Raw genomic sequence first — 13,236 nt, 5'->3', positions numbered from 1 at the left:
CGGTTAATCTTCTAAGTATTTTTTATAGCCTAAGGCTTCGAGTTTTTCGGCTTTTTTTAGGACCTCTTCTTTCATCTTTTCTTTATAGGCCACAAGCTTTTCTTTGATCTCAGGGTATTTAATCCCAAGGATTCGTATGGCTAAAAGGGCGGCGTTTTTGGCACTGTTTATGGCAACGGTGGCTACAGGGATTCCAGGTGGCATCTGGACTATAGAAAAAAGGGCATCTAATCCTTCTAAGGCTTTACCTTTTATAGGAACTCCTATTACTGGAAGGGTAGTAAGAGAGGCAACCACCCCAGGAAGATGGGCTGCCATCCCTGCCCCTGCGATGATTACCTCTATTCCTCTTTGTTCTGCGGTGGTTACCCACTGATGAACCCTTTCAGGTGTTCTGTGGGCAGAGGCTATGGTAATCTCAAAGGGTATACCAAATTTTTCTAAGGTCTCTGCAGCATCTTTCATAACAGCAAGGTCAGAATCACTTCCCATGATAATACCTACTTTCATCTTTCCCTCCTTGTTTTTTATTAAAAAATTAATATACCAAAATTTTAAAAACATTCAAAAGGATAGGCAAGTTTTTTGGCTACTACTCAAAAATTTATAAAAATCCGCTTATTTTTTATAAATTTTTATAAAAATTAACTGATTTTAGTTATTGACTTTTATATAAAAAGTTGTTATTTAATATTAATAAAAAGTTAAAAAAGTTTAGGAGGTGTGTTATGAGTAGAGGTAAGGGTTTTACGTTGATTGAGCTTTTGATCGTGGTTGCCATCATCGCTATCTTAGCTGCCATTGCCATCCCTCAGTTTTCAAAGTATCGTAGAAACGCAGCAATAGCGGGTTGTCAGTCAGACTTGAGAAACGCAATGACCCAATGTGCAGCTTATCTTGCAGAACATCCTGAGGCTCAGAATATGGCTGCTTGTCAAAACGCTGCTGATATTCTGAGGAGTACTACCTATGTAGACGTAACTTTTGGCAACGATACCGCTACGGGTACTTGTAAAGGTCCTGCAACAGGTGTGACTTGCACTATAGCTGCCAACGGAACCATGACCTGTTCATAATAATGTTAAATTAAAAACCCTCTCCTCCTTTTGCGAGGGGAGGGGTTTTTATGTCTAAAGCCTTTACGCTGATTGAGCTTTTGGTAGTTATAGCGGTGATAGCCATCCTTGTAGGGATGGCTATCGTTTTTTACCATCAATACCTACCAAAGGCCATAAGAACTTCCCTACTTTCTGACATAAGAAACTGCCTTAATCAAATCGCCATCTCTAAGCAAGAGGACTCATCCTTTTCTACAGCCGAAATAGTAGCCAACTGTTCTAAGTCTAAATACACCCAAACTCTGATCCTTGAGTCAGAGACTCCCATCAAACTTACTGCTACCTCTGTCTCAGGCGATGTTTCCTGCAGTTATAACGAAACCTCTGGTGCTGTTTCCTGTAGCGAAATATAAAAAGTCTTTTTTATCTGAAGATTAGAGTTGGTAGATTAGAGTTGGTAGATTAGAGTTGGTCGTTCAAAGGTTTTGTCTTTGTTTTTTTACCAATCTAATTTTTAAAAGAGAGAGGGTTTTTTCCTCTTTTTTAGAAACAAAAAAGTGTTATATTATTTTCTTTAGTAAAAAACTTGAGAGGATTTGATGGAAGGTTCTTTTATTCCCCCTAAAAGGCTACTTTTTGGTCCTGTTCGGTCAAGAAGGCTTGGCAGGTCTCTTGGGATAGATTTGGTTCCCCAAAAGGTTTGTTCTATGGACTGCCTGTATTGTGAGGTAGGAAAAACCACCTTTCTTACCGCTGAAAGAAGGTTTTATTTTACCAAAGAGGAGATAGAAGAGGCCATACTTAATGCCAGAGAAAGACAGGATTTTTTTGATGTTTTTACCCTTACCGGAAGCGGAGAGCCTTCCTTAAACCTTTATTTTGAAGAGACCCTGTTTTTAGCTAAAAAGCACCTTTCAAAGCCTGTGGCTGTGCTTACCAACAGCACTTTGTTGCATATCTCTTCGGTTAGAGAGGCTATGTGTGAGGCTGACCTTGTGCTTCCTTCCCTTGATGCTGCCCGCAAAGAAACGTTTGATCGGATAAATAGACCGGAAAAAGGGGTAAGGTTAGAAAACATTATCGATGGGTTAAAAGAGTTGAGAAAACAGATGAAGGGTGAGATGTGGGTTGAGGTGTTTTTCCTTGCCGGGATAAACGACAGCCAAGAAGACTTGGAGGCACTTAAAAAATGTATAGAAGAAATAAACCCTCATAAAGTTCAGTTAAACACAGCGGTAAGGCCGGTAGCCTATCGTGAGGCTCACCCTTTATCTTATGCCAGGTTAGAGGAAATAGCCAGATTTTTAGGAGAAAAGGCAGAGGTTATAGTAAATAAAGAGAGGCTTGAAAAAAGGCTTTTAAGCCTAACTCTTGAAGGTTTAGAGAAACAGGTGGTAGCCTACGTAAAAAGAAGGCCTGCCTCAGTCGAAGAATTAAGCGAAGCCTTTGGAGTAGAGTCTAAGGTTTTGTTAGAGCTTTTAGAAAGGCTTTCCCAAGAAGGAGTCTTAAAGTTAAAAGAACTTAAAGGTCAAACCTACTATTCAGCCTAAAAAAGATGTTTTACGAGAGGGATTTTTATAAAAAGGTGGTTGAGGCGGTGCTTTTTGTGGCAGGTCGGTCGGTAAGTTTAAAGGAGTTGTCTCAGGTTTGTGACAACCTTTCTAAGGAAGAAATTTTAAGCATTTTACAGGAACTTAAAGAGGAATATCAGTCAAGAGGGGTTAGGCTGGTTGAGGTGGCTGAGGGTTATCGGTTAGAAACTGCCCCAGAGGTAGCAGACTATCTTAAAACCTTTTTAAAGCCTAAAGGCTTTAGATGGACGAAAACCCTTCTTGAGACCCTGGCGGTGATAGCCTATTTTCAACCGATTACCAGGGCTGAGATTTCTGCCAAAAGAGGAGGGGTTGATGTAGGGGCTGCCCTTAAGACCTTACTTGAAAACAACTTCATCAGGGTGGTTGGTAGAAAAGACGTGCCTGGAAGGCCCCTTCTTTATGGGACCACCACTTTCTTTTTAGAATATTTTGGATTAAAATCCCTGAAAGACCTTCCACCTATAGATGAGCTAAAAAGTTTAGCTGAAAGAGAAGACTAAGCACTACAGGAAAAGATGGGTATAAGAAAAGAGGTGTTACAAGAGATAGAGTTTATACTTTATGAAGGAGGGGAAATCCCTGAGGTATGCTTTTGGAATAGTTTTTTTTATCTTACTTCTCATCCCCCTGAAGGGTTAGGCCTTACCCTTACTCAAGAAGAGCTCAAGGCCTTAAAGCAAGCTGTAATAGAAAGGTATTTAGCTATCATAGAGCGTGATTTGACGGCTGAGTTTATAGAAAAACCCTTTTATCGTGGCCTCTCTCGGGCAGCTATAAACGTAAGGAGGCTTAAAAATTTCATTAAGAATTCTGGGTTGGAAGAAGAATTTAAAGACGGGGCTTTGAGAAGAAAGCTTAAGAGACTTTTTAAAAGGTTTGAGGCAGATTTAAAAAGGAAGAGCCTCAGTTTAGAGAATGTAGCTACCAGGGAAGAGGTTAGAGAATTTAAAAGAGAGGTGGAAGGGTTATGATAGGGATAGTTGACTACAAGGCCGGTAATCTTACCAGTGTAGCCAGAGCGCTTTCTTTTTTCGGATATAGATGGATTATTTCTGACGACCCAGAGGAGCTTAAAAAGGCAGAAAGGATTATCTTCCCAGGGGTAGGAGCGGCTAAAAGTGCGATGGATAGTTTAAAAGAAACGGGTTTAGACGAGTTTTTAAAAGAGACCTTTTTAAAAGGAACCCCTATCTTAGGGATTTGCCTTGGCACTCAGGTAATTTTTGAAGAAAGTGAAGAAGACGGAGGAACTAAAACCTTAGGTCTTCTAAAAGGTAAGGTAAAAAGATTTCCTGATCCTCTTTTGTTTGAGGGAGAAAGGTTAAAGGTTCCGCATATGGGGTGGAATCAGGTGGTTTGGCAAAGGCCTCATCCTGTTTTTCAGGGCCTTGACATAGAGTATGAATATTATTTTGTTCACAGTTATTATGTAGTGCCAGAAGAGGAAGAGGTAATATACGGGATTACCTTTCATGGTATCCCCTTTCCTTCGGTGGTAGCCTATAAAAACTTGGTAGCCCTTCAGTTTCATCCTGAAAAAAGTGGAAAGCCTGGTCTTCAAATTTTAGACCAGTTTTGTCGTTGGACACCTTAGGTTCTCTTGGTTTTTAAGTTGAAAAAATATAAAACTATGTTTTAATTAGGAAAACATTTAAAAAGCACGTCTAAGGTTTGGGGTGCCCTTTTTTTGAGACAAGGGTTCTGTGTTCCATTACCTTAGGCGGAAGCTAAAACCCCAAAAGGAGGAAGGAGAAATGGCCCACATTACGATGAAGCAGCTTTTAGAAGCTGGTGTTCATTTTGGACATCAGACCCGTCGTTGGAATCCAAAGATGAAGCCCTTCATCTTTGGAGAAAGAAACGGGATCCACATCATCGACCTTCAACAAACCCTTAAGTTTTTTGAGATTGCCTACGAGTTTGTGGTAAACCTGGTAGCAGAAGGCGGAAAGCTTCTGTTTGTAGGCACCAAAAAACAGGCCCAAGACACCATCAGAGAAGAAGCAGAAAGATGTGGGATGTATTATGTGGATTATCGTTGGCTTGGTGGTACCCTTACCAACTTTAGGACTATCAGACAGAGTGTGGAAAAGTTAAAAAGGATTGAGTCTTGGTTCGAAGATGGGACGATAGAGAGGTTTCCTAAAAAAGAAAGACTAAGACTTGAACGTTTAAAAGACAAACTTGATAGGAACTTAAGGGGTATTAAAGAGATGGAAACCCTTCCTCAGGCTTTGTTTGTGGTAGATCCGGTCCATGAGGAAATTGCGGTAAAAGAAGCCAGAAAACTTGGTATCCCTATCGTAGCCATCGTTGATACCAACTGTGACCCAGATTTAATAGACTATATCATTCCTGGAAATGACGATGCTATAAGGGCAGTTAAACTTATTACCGGAAAGATCGCTGATGCTTGTCTGGAGGGTTTAGAGATCTATAAGGAAAAGGTGGCTGCTCAGACAGACAAAGAGTTAAGTTTGGAGGAAGAATTTTTAAAGAGAGATGAAGAGGCTGCGGCTGAGGCTATTTTAGAAGAGATACTGGCAGAAGAAAAGAAGGAAACCGAGTTTGAAGAACTTGCTAAAAACATAGACTAAAAGAAAAAAAGGAGGTTTTACGAGATGGCTCAGATTAGTATAGACCTTATAAAACAGCTTAGAGAAAGAACGGCTGCTGGTTTTTCTGATTGTAAAAAAGCCTTGGAAGAGGCAGGAGGAGACATAGAAAAGGCCGTAGACATTTTGAGGAAAAAGGGGCTTGCTATCGCCGCTAAAAGAGCCGGTAAGGCAACCAGTGAAGGGGTGGTAGCTGCCTATATTCACAGCAACAAAAAAATCGGTGTGCTTGTTGAGGTAAACTGTGAGACAGATTTTGTGGCAAGAACAGAGGAGTTTCAGCAGTTTGCCCATGACATAGCCATGCAGATTGCTGCCACCAACCCTGTAGCTGTCACCAGAGAAGAGGTGCCTCAGGAAGTAATCGAAAGGGAAAAGAAAATCTATGAAGAACAGGTAAGAGAAAGCGGAAAGCCTGAAAACGTCATTCCCAAAATCGTGGAAGGCAAGATGGAAAAGTTTTATAAAGAAAACGTGCTTTTAGAACAACCTTTTATCAAAAATCCAGAGGTTACCATCCAGGACCTCTTAAATGAGTTGATAGCCAAGACAGGTGAAAGAATAGTTATCAAAAGGTTTGCTAGGTTTCAGATAGGAGAATAGGGTGACTGAACTAAAGTATAAAAGGGTGCTTCTTAAGATTTCGGGAGAGGCTCTCCTTGGAAGCAAATCTTTTGGTATAGATGCTAAGGTGATCAACCAGATAGCAGAGGAGTTAAAAGAGGTATATCAGTATGGGCTTGAGATAGGTATAGTTATTGGGGGAGGAAATATTTTTCGAGGAATAGCTGGAGAAAAGCAAGGGATGGATCGAGCCCGGGCAGACTACATGGGGATGCTTGCAACCCTTATCAACGCTTTAGCCCTGCAGGATGCCTTAGAAGCGCAAGGAGTATCTTGCAGGGTGATGTCTGCGCTTGAGGTTATAGAAGTGGCAGAACCTTACATAAGAGAAAAGGCTATCAGGCATCTTGAAAAAGGTAGGGTGCTTATCCTTGCCTGTGGCACCGGAAATCCTTTCTTTACCACTGATACCGCAGCGGTTTTAAGAGCCCTTGAGCTTAAATGTGAAGTTCTTTTTAAGGCTACCAAGGTAGATGGTGTTTACGATAAAGATCCAAAAAAACATCCTGATGCTAAAAAGTTTAACGAGCTTACTTTTGATGAAGCTTTGCAGAAGAGGCTTAAGGTGATGGATGCTACAGCTTTTTCCTTAGCCAGAGATTATAAACTTCCTATTCTGGTTTTTGACCTTTTAAATTATGGCAACATAAAAAAAGCGGTTGTAGGAGAAAGTGTGGGAACTTACATTAAAGCTTAAAAGGAGGTGAGGTCTGTGAACCAAGCCTTAGAGGATGCTAAGAACCGGATGGAAAAGGCAGTTAAAAGCCTCAAAGAAGAGTTTTCCCATTTAAGGACTTCAAGAGCTTCTATAGGGTTGTTAGAGGGTATCAAGGTGGACTGTTATGGGACAAAGATGCCTATTCCTCAGATAGCAACCGTTAACATCCTCGAAGGGAAAACCATAGTTATTCAACCTTGGGATGCAAGTTTGGTAAAAGAGATAGAAAAGGCTATTCAAAAATCTGACCTTGGGATCAACCCTACCTCAGACGGAAAAACCATCAAGCTTGTGATGCCACCTCTTACCGAGGAAAGAAGAAAGGAACTGGTAAAGGTAGCTAATAAACTGGCTGAAGAGTCTCGTATTGCCATAAGAAACATCAGAAGGGATGTGCTTGAAAAGTTTAAGGCAGCTAAAAAGAAAGGAGAGATCTCAGAGGACGACTACAATCAACTTGAAAAGAAAGTGCAAAAACTTACAGACGATTATATCAAAAAGGTAGATACGATTTTAAAAGATAAAGAAAAAGAGATCCTCTCCGTATAACCCGATGGCTTTTTCTTCATTTTCTTTAGATCTTTCTAAGCTTCCCAAGCATGTTGCTATAATCATGGATGGTAACGGTCGATGGGCTAAAAAGCATGGATTTCCTCGATTTTATGGTCATAAAAAAGGGGCAGAAACCGCTAAGAAAGTGATAGAAAAGACCTATGAACTAAGAATTCCCTATCTAACCCTTTTTGCCTTTTCTAAAGAAAACTGGAAGCGCCCTAAGAAAGAAGTAGAGACTATTTTAGAACTTTTTAAGGTTTCTCTTGCCAAAGAAAAACACTTTTTAATAGAAAAAGGTATTCGTTTAAAAGTAATCGGGGATAGGAAGGATTTTTCCGAAGATTTGGTGGATTTGATAGAAGAGATAGAGGAAGAAACCAGACACAACTCTAAGCTTACTTTGTGTTTAGCCTTAAGCTATGGAGGTAGGGCAGAGATTTTAAAGGCTGTAAAAGACATATCAACTAAGGTCAAACAAGGCCTGTTAGACCCAGAAACCATAGACGAAAAGGTATTTAGAGAACATCTTTATACCCAAGACATACCTGATCCAGACCTCCTTATCCGCACAAGCGGAGAAGAAAGACTTTCTAATTTTTTGCTTTTTCAGATAGCCTATACTGAGCTTTATTTTACCTCGGTTTATTGGCCAGAATTTACCGAGGAAGAGTATCTAAAAGCGCTTTATTCCTATCAAAAGAGAGAAAGAAGATTTGGTGGTGTTCATGAGTTTTAAGCGGGTGTTTACCACTATATTTCTCTTTCCTCTTCTGGTGCTTGTTTTGATGAAAAGCCCTTATCAATTACTTATAACCTTGGTGTATTTCTCTGGCTTAATCTGCCTATATGAATGGACAAGGCTTTATGACTTAAAGTTTCCCTGGTTTTTGGGTTTGTCTATTTTATGGTTCTTTGGATTGTTAGGCTTTTTTTGGTTAAAAGACCCTTTGATGGTTTTTTTTATGTTCTTGGTATTTCCTTTCTTACCTTTTCTTAGACAGTATGAAAAAGATAGGTTTGCTAAACAGTTTTTTCCGGCGGTTTTAGGCCTTTTTTATGTGGCGATAGGTTTTTATCCTTTTTTAGAAATTTTAGGTTTTTTTAGTAGGGAACATCTGGTATATTTTTTTGCGGTGGTTTTTGCTAATGATACTGGGGCTTATCTAACAGGAAAACTCATAGGAAAAAGACCCCTTGTACCCACGCTTTCTCCTAAAAAGACATGGGAGGGATTTATAGGAGGAATATTGTTAGGGGTTGTGGTAAGTGTTTTTTGTAATTACCTCTTTAAAATTTTTAGTTTTGAGATAAACTTTTTAATCAGTTTGATTTTATGCTTGTTTGGGGTGTTGGGTGACCTTTTAGAGTCTGCGTTTAAGAGGATGGTAGGCAAAAAGGATTCAGGGAGAATTGTTTGGGGACATGGTGGCCTTCTTGACAGGATCGATGGGGTTATGGTGGCCTCTCCTGTCTATCTTTTCTGGCTAAAATTTATAACCTAAACCTTTAAGCGATGCTTTCGGTAAAAGATTGTTATTCTCTTTTAGAAAAAGAAGGAGTCCCTCCTCATATCATCAGTCATTCTGAAAAAGTGGCTTTACTTTCGCTATTTTTAGGATGTAGATTAAAAAAAGAATTTAAGGCAAACCTTGAGATTCCTTTACTGATCGCAGGGGCTTTGCTTCATGACATCAAAAAATACGAAGCTATCTTAAAAGGAACTAACCATGCTATAGCAGGTTATAGGTTTTTAAAAAGTTTAGGCTATCCTAAAATAGCTTCTATCATAAAATCCCATGTATATTTAGACCTTAGCACCCTAAAAGGTCCGATAACCGAAGAGGAGATCGTTTATTATACAGACAAAAGGGTAAAACACGAAGAGATAGTTTGTCTTAAAGAAAGGTTTTCTGACCTTAAGATGAGATATGGCAGAACTCCCTCTTCTCAAATTAGGATTTATTTTTTAGAAAAGCTTTCTTATGTGATAGAGGATAGGATTTTTAAAGGTTTAAGCTTTGGGCCTGAAAAACTTTTAACCTTAGAAAGACTTGAGAAGGAGGCAAGGGATGTGTTCGAAGCCTGTTTTAAGGATTGCTCTAATTGCAGGGGGGAGGTCTTCTGAAAGGGAGGTTTCTCTTAAAGGAGCCCAAGCAGTAAAGAAGGCTTTAGAGGCTTTAGGACATAGGTATGAGTTTTTTGACCCAGCAACCGACCTTTTGGCTTTGATGCAGAGGGCCAAAGAGTTTAATTGTGCCTTTTTGGTAGTACATGGACCTGGGGGAGAAGATGGAACCTTGCAGGGTTTTTTAGATTCTATAGGTCTTCCTTATCAGGGGGCAGGGGTTCTGGGGAGTGCCCTTGCCATGCATAAAGTTTTAGCCAAACAACTTTATCGTTTAGCAGGGCTTAAAGTACCAGAAGGACACGCTTTTACCAAGGAAGAAGGTTTCGAAAAAGCAAGAGATTTTGCTAAATCGTTGGGATATCCTGTGGTGGTAAAACCTGCAACTCAGGGTTCAAGTATCGGTTTAACCATAGTCAAACAAGAAAAAGATTTGTCTGAGGCCTTAGAAAAGGCCTATGCTGTCGATAACGAAATCTTGATAGAAGAGTATTTGAAAGGGCGAGAAATCACAGTAGGAATCTTAGATGACAAACCTTTACCTGTGGTAGAGATCATACCTAAGGCCTCTGAGACCTTTGATTATACTACAAAATATACACCAGGACTTGCCGAAGAAATTTGCCCTGCACCTATAGGAGAAGAGCTGACAAAAAAAGCACAAACCTATGGCTTGATAGCACACAAATGCCTCAAACTAAGACATTATAGCCGAACAGACATGATCATAAAAGACCAGGAACTTTATGTTTTAGAAACTAATACCATACCTGGGATGACAGAAACAAGCCTTTTACCTCTTGCTGCTAAAGTAGCAGGCTATACCTTTGAAAGTTTAATCCAAAAACTGTTAGAGTTAGCCTTAAGAGAAAGGCGTTAAGAATAAAAGCCTTTTTTTATTTTCTGGGCTTCTACCCCAAGGAGAAAGACCCAGTCTTTGATAAATTTTTTGGTATAAGACTCAGGTAAAGAAGAGACGATTTTATCTATCTCCATCGCTTGAGAAAGTAGAAAATCTCCTATAGTTTCTGCTTTTGAAGAAGATAATGAAGAGTTTACCATACTTTCTAAGATTCCTAAAGTTTGCTCTATTTTGTTAAAAGCCATCTGGATTTTCTCTTCTTGAGTCTTTTGTAAAAACTCCTGTTTTTCTAACTCAGAAAGGGCTACCTTTAGATATTCAGCAAAGGAGCTGACCACTCCTTCTACTTTTTCAGGCTTTATGGTAAAATTAAAAGAAGTTAGGTTTTTATTCTCTATTTTCATAAGGAGGCTCCTTATGCTTAACTATTTTTATTTTAGATATAAAATCGGAAAAAATCAAGAAACCTTTAGTCAGATGATTTTGAAAAAATTAGGGTTGGGTTTGATGATTTTAGGTTTAGGGTTAAACCTTGGGGGATGTGGTTGGGTATTGGTAGGTGGTGGGGTTGCGGCAGGGTATAAGGTGGCTACTGATCCAAGGAGTGTAGGTATACAGATAGATGATGCAAAGATCACCGCTAAGATCAAAATGAAACTCATAGAAGATAAAGATTTAAAAGCCTTTTCTATAGATGTAGATACGGTAAACGGTGTGGTAACCCTTACCGGGGTGGTAGAAAACGAATATCAAAAGTCTAAAGCAGTAGCTATAGCTAAAAGTGTGCCAGGGGTTAAGACCATAATAAACAACCTGCAGATAAAACATTAAATACGGTTGAAATTTTTCCCTTGATAAAGCTGATTGGCTTGCATAAACTTTTGGATCTGAGATACTATCTCGTGTTTTTGGGCAACCCATAGAGGTGCAATCAAATCTTCTTTTCGCGCTTCTGAGCATAGTCTATGGATCACCGTTGTTTCTGGAAGATAAGTTAAAGCTTCTGCCACTAAAGAAACATACTCCTCTTTTTCTAAAGGTGTGTATTTTTGTTGACGATACAAATTTTCGAGTTGAGAACCTTTAGGGATGTATAAGGCGTGAAATTTAATTCCGTCAACCTTAAGTCTACCAAGGGTTTTTACTGTTTCTAACATCATTTCTCTGGTTTCTCCAGGTAATCCAAAGATAGTATGTACCACCACCGGTATACCAAACTTTTTTAACAGATTATAGGCTTTTAAGAAATCTTCAAAGGTATGCCCCCGGTTTATCTGTTTTAAGGTTTCGTTATGGATGGTTTGTAACCCAAGTTCTACCCATACGTAGTAACCCAGATCTATGTAATTAAGTAAAAGTTTGATTATTTCTTCGTTTACACAATCAGGGCGAGTCCCTATCGCCATCCCTACGATGGAACGATCTAAAAACAGGACGTTATAAAATCTTTTAAGGGTTTGAAGGTCTGCGTAGGTATTACTAAACGACTGGAAGTAAGCGATAAACTTGTTAAATCCTTTAGGTTTGTAAAGATTTAAGAAGTGTAAAACCTGTTCTTCTAAGGTTTTACCCTGAGTATAAAGCCCTGTCCCTGAACCCTTAGCATCGCAATAAATACAACCTCCATACCCTTTAGTGCCGTCTCGATTGGGACAGCTAAGCCCAGCATCTAAAGGGATTTTTTTTACCTTTTCTCCAAATTTTTCCTTTAAAAAGGAGTTTAGCGACCTATAAAGAACTAAGTTTTTCATGTTTTAAATAATAGGGTTTTTCTGTTTTTTTTCAACTAAAAAAATACGCAAGCCTTGACTAAAGGGAAAACTTAATTAATTTAAACTTATGTCAAAAATCAAGACAGATTTTCTTATCATCGGAGCAGGCATCGTTGGACTTTCTTTAGCTTTAAAACTAAAAAAGCGGTTTCCAGAAAAGGAGGTCGTTGTCTTAGAAAAAGAAGAGGAACTTGGGGCTCATAGTAGTGGAAGAAATAGTGGGGTGCTTCATGCAGGTTTTTACTACTACCCAGATTCGCTAAAGGCTAAATTCACTAAAAAGGGTAACGAAGAACTTACTCGTTACTGCGAGGCCAAAGGGCTTAGTATTAGAAAATGTGGAAAGGTAGTAGTAACTAAATCCGAAGAAGACCTTCCTACCCTTTATGAACTTAAAAGAAGGGGAGAGGCTAACGGAGTAGAAGTTTATCTGATAGACGAAAAAGAACTTAAAGAAATCGAACCTAACGCAAGAACCTTTCAGTTAGCCCTTTGGAGCCCCAACACCTCTACCGTAAACCCGATAGAGATCCTCCATGCCTTTAAAACAGACTTAGAGGCAGAAAGAGTAAGGTTTTTCTTTAAAACCCCTTATCAAAAAAGACTTAGTGAAAATACTATTTTAGCTGGAGATATCGTTTTTTCTGCAGAAAAAATCATCAACGCAGCCGGCCTTTATGCAGATAAGATAGCTAAAGACTTTGGTTTTGGTAAAGACTACGTTATCTTACCTTTTAAAGGACTTTATCTGGAATATACAGGCAATTCTCAGTTTATTTCGAGAAACATCTATCCCACACCCAATCTTAAAAATCCTTTCTTAGGTGTTCATTTTACGATAAAAATTGACGATACCATTAAAATAGGTCCTACGGCTACCCCTTGTTTTTCGAGAGAAAACTATCAGATTTTTTCTAACCTAAGGTTTTCTGAGTTGGCTGAAATTACAGGTTATTTAGGCTTGCTCTTTTTTAAAAATCCTAAGTTTAGAAGTCTTGCCTGGGATGAGTTGAAGAAATATCATAGGAGTTATCTGATAAAGGAGGCTAAAAAGTTGGTCTACCGAATGGATGAAAAAGGTTTTAACAGATGGGGCAAGCCAGGGATAAGAGCTCAACTTTTAAACAAGAATACGTTGGAGTTAGTTCAGGATTTTGTGATAGAAGGAGACAAACATAGCCTTCATATTTTGAATGCCGTTTCTCCAGCCTTTACAGCCTGTCTTCCTTTTGCAGAATATGTAGTAACTCGATTTTTTTAGAGAAAAATGGACAGGTTTTCAGAAAGTTGTAAAACAAAGGAGAGCGAAGAT

The 13,236-nt window shown here is 39.1% G+C and carries 19 protein-coding genes; 16 read left to right on the top strand and 3 right to left on the bottom strand.

Going from position 1 to position 13,236, the window contains the following annotated elements; genetic code table 11:
- Positions 1-3 precede the first annotated feature (3 nt).
- Entirely contained in the window at positions 4-510 is a 507-nt protein-coding gene (purE, locus tag G580_RS0100245; RefSeq protein ID WP_028840536.1) for a 5-(carboxyamino)imidazole ribonucleotide mutase, read from the bottom strand.
- 218 nt (positions 511-728) lie between these two features.
- Between purE and G580_RS11820 the strand changes: the two genes are divergently transcribed.
- The 14 genes from G580_RS11820 to G580_RS0100170 all read left to right on the top strand — a co-directional run bounded on the left by G580_RS11820 (position 729) and on the right by G580_RS0100170 (position 10,170).
- A complete protein-coding gene (locus G580_RS11820) occupies positions 729-1,076 on the top strand; it encodes a prepilin-type N-terminal cleavage/methylation domain-containing protein (protein WP_028840535.1) in 348 nt (115 codons plus the stop codon).
- A 50-nt stretch (positions 1,077-1,126) separates the two neighbouring features.
- Entirely contained in the window at positions 1,127-1,471 is a 345-nt protein-coding gene (locus tag G580_RS0100235) for a type IV pilin protein (protein WP_028840534.1), read from the top strand.
- A 186-nt stretch (positions 1,472-1,657) separates the two neighbouring features.
- The gene (locus tag G580_RS0100225) at positions 1,658-2,608 is read left to right on the top strand and encodes a radical SAM protein (protein ID WP_028840533.1); all 951 of its coding nucleotides are present in this window, start codon (positions 1,658-1,660) and stop codon (positions 2,606-2,608) included.
- A gap of 35 nt (positions 2,609-2,643) precedes the next feature.
- The gene (gene scpB / locus G580_RS09360; RefSeq protein ID WP_169357046.1) at positions 2,644-3,153 is read left to right on the top strand and encodes an SMC-Scp complex subunit ScpB; all 510 of its coding nucleotides are present in this window, start codon (positions 2,644-2,646) and stop codon (positions 3,151-3,153) included.
- A gap of 15 nt (positions 3,154-3,168) precedes the next feature.
- A complete protein-coding gene (locus tag G580_RS0100215) occupies positions 3,169-3,624 on the top strand; it encodes a hypothetical protein (RefSeq protein WP_028840532.1) in 456 nt (151 codons plus the stop codon).
- Entirely contained in the window at positions 3,621-4,247 is a 627-nt protein-coding gene (gene hisH, locus G580_RS0100210; protein ID WP_028840531.1) for an imidazole glycerol phosphate synthase subunit HisH, read from the top strand. The genes G580_RS0100215 and hisH overlap by 4 nt, the downstream gene beginning before the upstream one ends.
- A 160-nt stretch (positions 4,248-4,407) precedes the next feature.
- Complete coding sequence (gene rpsB, locus G580_RS0100205) at positions 4,408-5,250, top strand: 30S ribosomal protein S2 (protein WP_028840530.1); 843 nt, start codon at positions 4,408-4,410, stop codon at positions 5,248-5,250.
- A gap of 24 nt (positions 5,251-5,274) precedes the next feature.
- Positions 5,275-5,871, top strand: a complete 597-nt coding sequence (gene tsf, locus G580_RS0100200; protein ID WP_022854550.1) for a translation elongation factor Ts — start codon at positions 5,275-5,277, stop codon at positions 5,869-5,871.
- A 1-nt stretch (position 5,872) separates the two neighbouring features.
- The gene (pyrH, locus tag G580_RS0100195; RefSeq protein WP_028840529.1) at positions 5,873-6,589 is read left to right on the top strand and encodes a UMP kinase; all 717 of its coding nucleotides are present in this window, start codon (positions 5,873-5,875) and stop codon (positions 6,587-6,589) included.
- 15 nt (positions 6,590-6,604) lie between these two features.
- Positions 6,605-7,159, top strand: coding sequence for a ribosome recycling factor (frr, locus tag G580_RS0100190; RefSeq protein ID WP_028840528.1), 555 nt, complete (start codon positions 6,605-6,607; stop codon positions 7,157-7,159).
- 4 nt (positions 7,160-7,163) lie between these two features.
- Positions 7,164-7,901, top strand: coding sequence for an undecaprenyl pyrophosphate synthase (locus tag G580_RS0100185; RefSeq protein WP_028840527.1), 738 nt, complete (start codon positions 7,164-7,166; stop codon positions 7,899-7,901).
- Entirely contained in the window at positions 7,891-8,667 is a 777-nt protein-coding gene (locus G580_RS10835; RefSeq protein WP_051172897.1) for a phosphatidate cytidylyltransferase, read from the top strand. The genes G580_RS0100185 and G580_RS10835 overlap by 11 nt, the downstream gene beginning before the upstream one ends.
- A gap of 11 nt (positions 8,668-8,678) precedes the next feature.
- Positions 8,679-9,290, top strand: a complete 612-nt coding sequence (locus G580_RS09350; protein ID WP_028840526.1) for an HD domain-containing protein — start codon at positions 8,679-8,681, stop codon at positions 9,288-9,290.
- Positions 9,235-10,170 carry a D-alanine--D-alanine ligase family protein gene (locus G580_RS0100170; RefSeq protein ID WP_028840525.1) on the top strand — a complete coding sequence of 312 codons (936 nt, stop codon included), beginning with the start codon at positions 9,235-9,237 and terminating at the stop codon, positions 10,168-10,170. The genes G580_RS09350 and G580_RS0100170 overlap by 56 nt, the downstream gene beginning before the upstream one ends.
- On the opposite strand, the gene G580_RS0100165 is transcribed toward G580_RS0100170, so the two are convergent.
- Positions 10,167-10,556, bottom strand: a complete 390-nt coding sequence (locus G580_RS0100165) for a hypothetical protein (protein ID WP_028840524.1) — start codon at positions 10,554-10,556, stop codon at positions 10,167-10,169. The two genes, G580_RS0100170 and G580_RS0100165, sit on opposite strands and share 4 nt — an antisense overlap.
- Positions 10,557-10,569: 13 nt before the next feature.
- Here G580_RS0100165 and G580_RS10830 point away from each other — a divergent pair, with 13 nt between their 5' ends.
- Complete coding sequence (locus G580_RS10830) at positions 10,570-10,983, top strand: BON domain-containing protein (RefSeq protein ID WP_051172894.1); 414 nt, start codon at positions 10,570-10,572, stop codon at positions 10,981-10,983.
- Here the strand turns inward: G580_RS10830 and mnmL are convergent.
- Positions 10,980-11,903 carry a tRNA modification radical SAM protein MnmL/YtqA gene (gene mnmL, locus G580_RS0100155; protein WP_028840523.1) on the bottom strand — a complete coding sequence of 308 codons (924 nt, stop codon included), beginning with the start codon at positions 11,901-11,903 and terminating at the stop codon, positions 10,980-10,982. The genes G580_RS10830 and mnmL overlap by 4 nt on opposite strands.
- 88 nt (positions 11,904-11,991) lie before the next feature.
- On the opposite strand from mnmL, the gene lhgO reads away from it, so the two are divergent.
- Positions 11,992-13,185 carry an L-2-hydroxyglutarate oxidase gene (lhgO, locus tag G580_RS0100150; protein WP_038041153.1) on the top strand — a complete coding sequence of 398 codons (1,194 nt, stop codon included), beginning with the start codon at positions 11,992-11,994 and terminating at the stop codon, positions 13,183-13,185.
- The last annotated feature ends 51 nt before the right edge of the window (positions 13,186-13,236 follow it).

Origin of the sequence: Thermodesulfobacterium hveragerdense DSM 12571, assembly GCF_000423845.1 — a bacterium.
In the GTDB taxonomy this organism is placed as follows: domain Bacteria; phylum Desulfobacterota; class Thermodesulfobacteria; order Thermodesulfobacteriales; family Thermodesulfobacteriaceae; genus Thermodesulfobacterium; species Thermodesulfobacterium hveragerdense.
Note: the sequence above shows the minus strand (reverse complement) of the source record. Positions and strands in the feature narration are given on the sequence as shown.

Excerpts from the sequence above, each read along its gene's own strand:
- mnmL (WP_028840523.1), bottom strand. The coding sequence starts at position 11,903 with ATGAAAAACTTAGTTCTTTATAGGTCGCTAAACTCCTTTTTAAAGGAA.
- G580_RS0100165 (WP_028840524.1), bottom strand. The coding sequence starts at position 10,556 with ATGAAAATAGAGAATAAAAACCTAACTTCTTTTAATTTTACCATAAAG.
- tsf (WP_022854550.1), top strand. The coding sequence starts at position 5,275 with ATGGCTCAGATTAGTATAGACCTTATAAAACAGCTTAGAGAAAGAACG.
- G580_RS10835 (WP_051172897.1), top strand. The coding sequence starts at position 7,891 with ATGAGTTTTAAGCGGGTGTTTACCACTATATTTCTCTTTCCTCTTCTG.
- G580_RS0100185 (WP_028840527.1), top strand. The coding sequence starts at position 7,164 with ATGGCTTTTTCTTCATTTTCTTTAGATCTTTCTAAGCTTCCCAAGCAT.
- purE (WP_028840536.1), bottom strand. The coding sequence starts at position 510 with ATGAAAGTAGGTATTATCATGGGAAGTGATTCTGACCTTGCTGTTATG.
- G580_RS0100215 (WP_028840532.1), top strand. The coding sequence starts at position 3,169 with ATGGGTATAAGAAAAGAGGTGTTACAAGAGATAGAGTTTATACTTTAT.
- hisH (WP_028840531.1), top strand. The coding sequence starts at position 3,621 with ATGATAGGGATAGTTGACTACAAGGCCGGTAATCTTACCAGTGTAGCC.
- rpsB (WP_028840530.1), top strand. The coding sequence starts at position 4,408 with ATGGCCCACATTACGATGAAGCAGCTTTTAGAAGCTGGTGTTCATTTT.
- G580_RS0100235 (WP_028840534.1), top strand. The coding sequence starts at position 1,127 with ATGTCTAAAGCCTTTACGCTGATTGAGCTTTTGGTAGTTATAGCGGTG.
- lhgO (WP_038041153.1), top strand. The coding sequence starts at position 11,992 with ATGTCAAAAATCAAGACAGATTTTCTTATCATCGGAGCAGGCATCGTT.
- G580_RS11820 (WP_028840535.1), top strand. The coding sequence starts at position 729 with ATGAGTAGAGGTAAGGGTTTTACGTTGATTGAGCTTTTGATCGTGGTT.
- G580_RS09350 (WP_028840526.1), top strand. The coding sequence starts at position 8,679 with ATGCTTTCGGTAAAAGATTGTTATTCTCTTTTAGAAAAAGAAGGAGTC.
- G580_RS0100225 (WP_028840533.1), top strand. The coding sequence starts at position 1,658 with ATGGAAGGTTCTTTTATTCCCCCTAAAAGGCTACTTTTTGGTCCTGTT.
- G580_RS0100170 (WP_028840525.1), top strand. The coding sequence starts at position 9,235 with ATGTGTTCGAAGCCTGTTTTAAGGATTGCTCTAATTGCAGGGGGGAGG.
- G580_RS10830 (WP_051172894.1), top strand. The coding sequence starts at position 10,570 with ATGCTTAACTATTTTTATTTTAGATATAAAATCGGAAAAAATCAAGAA.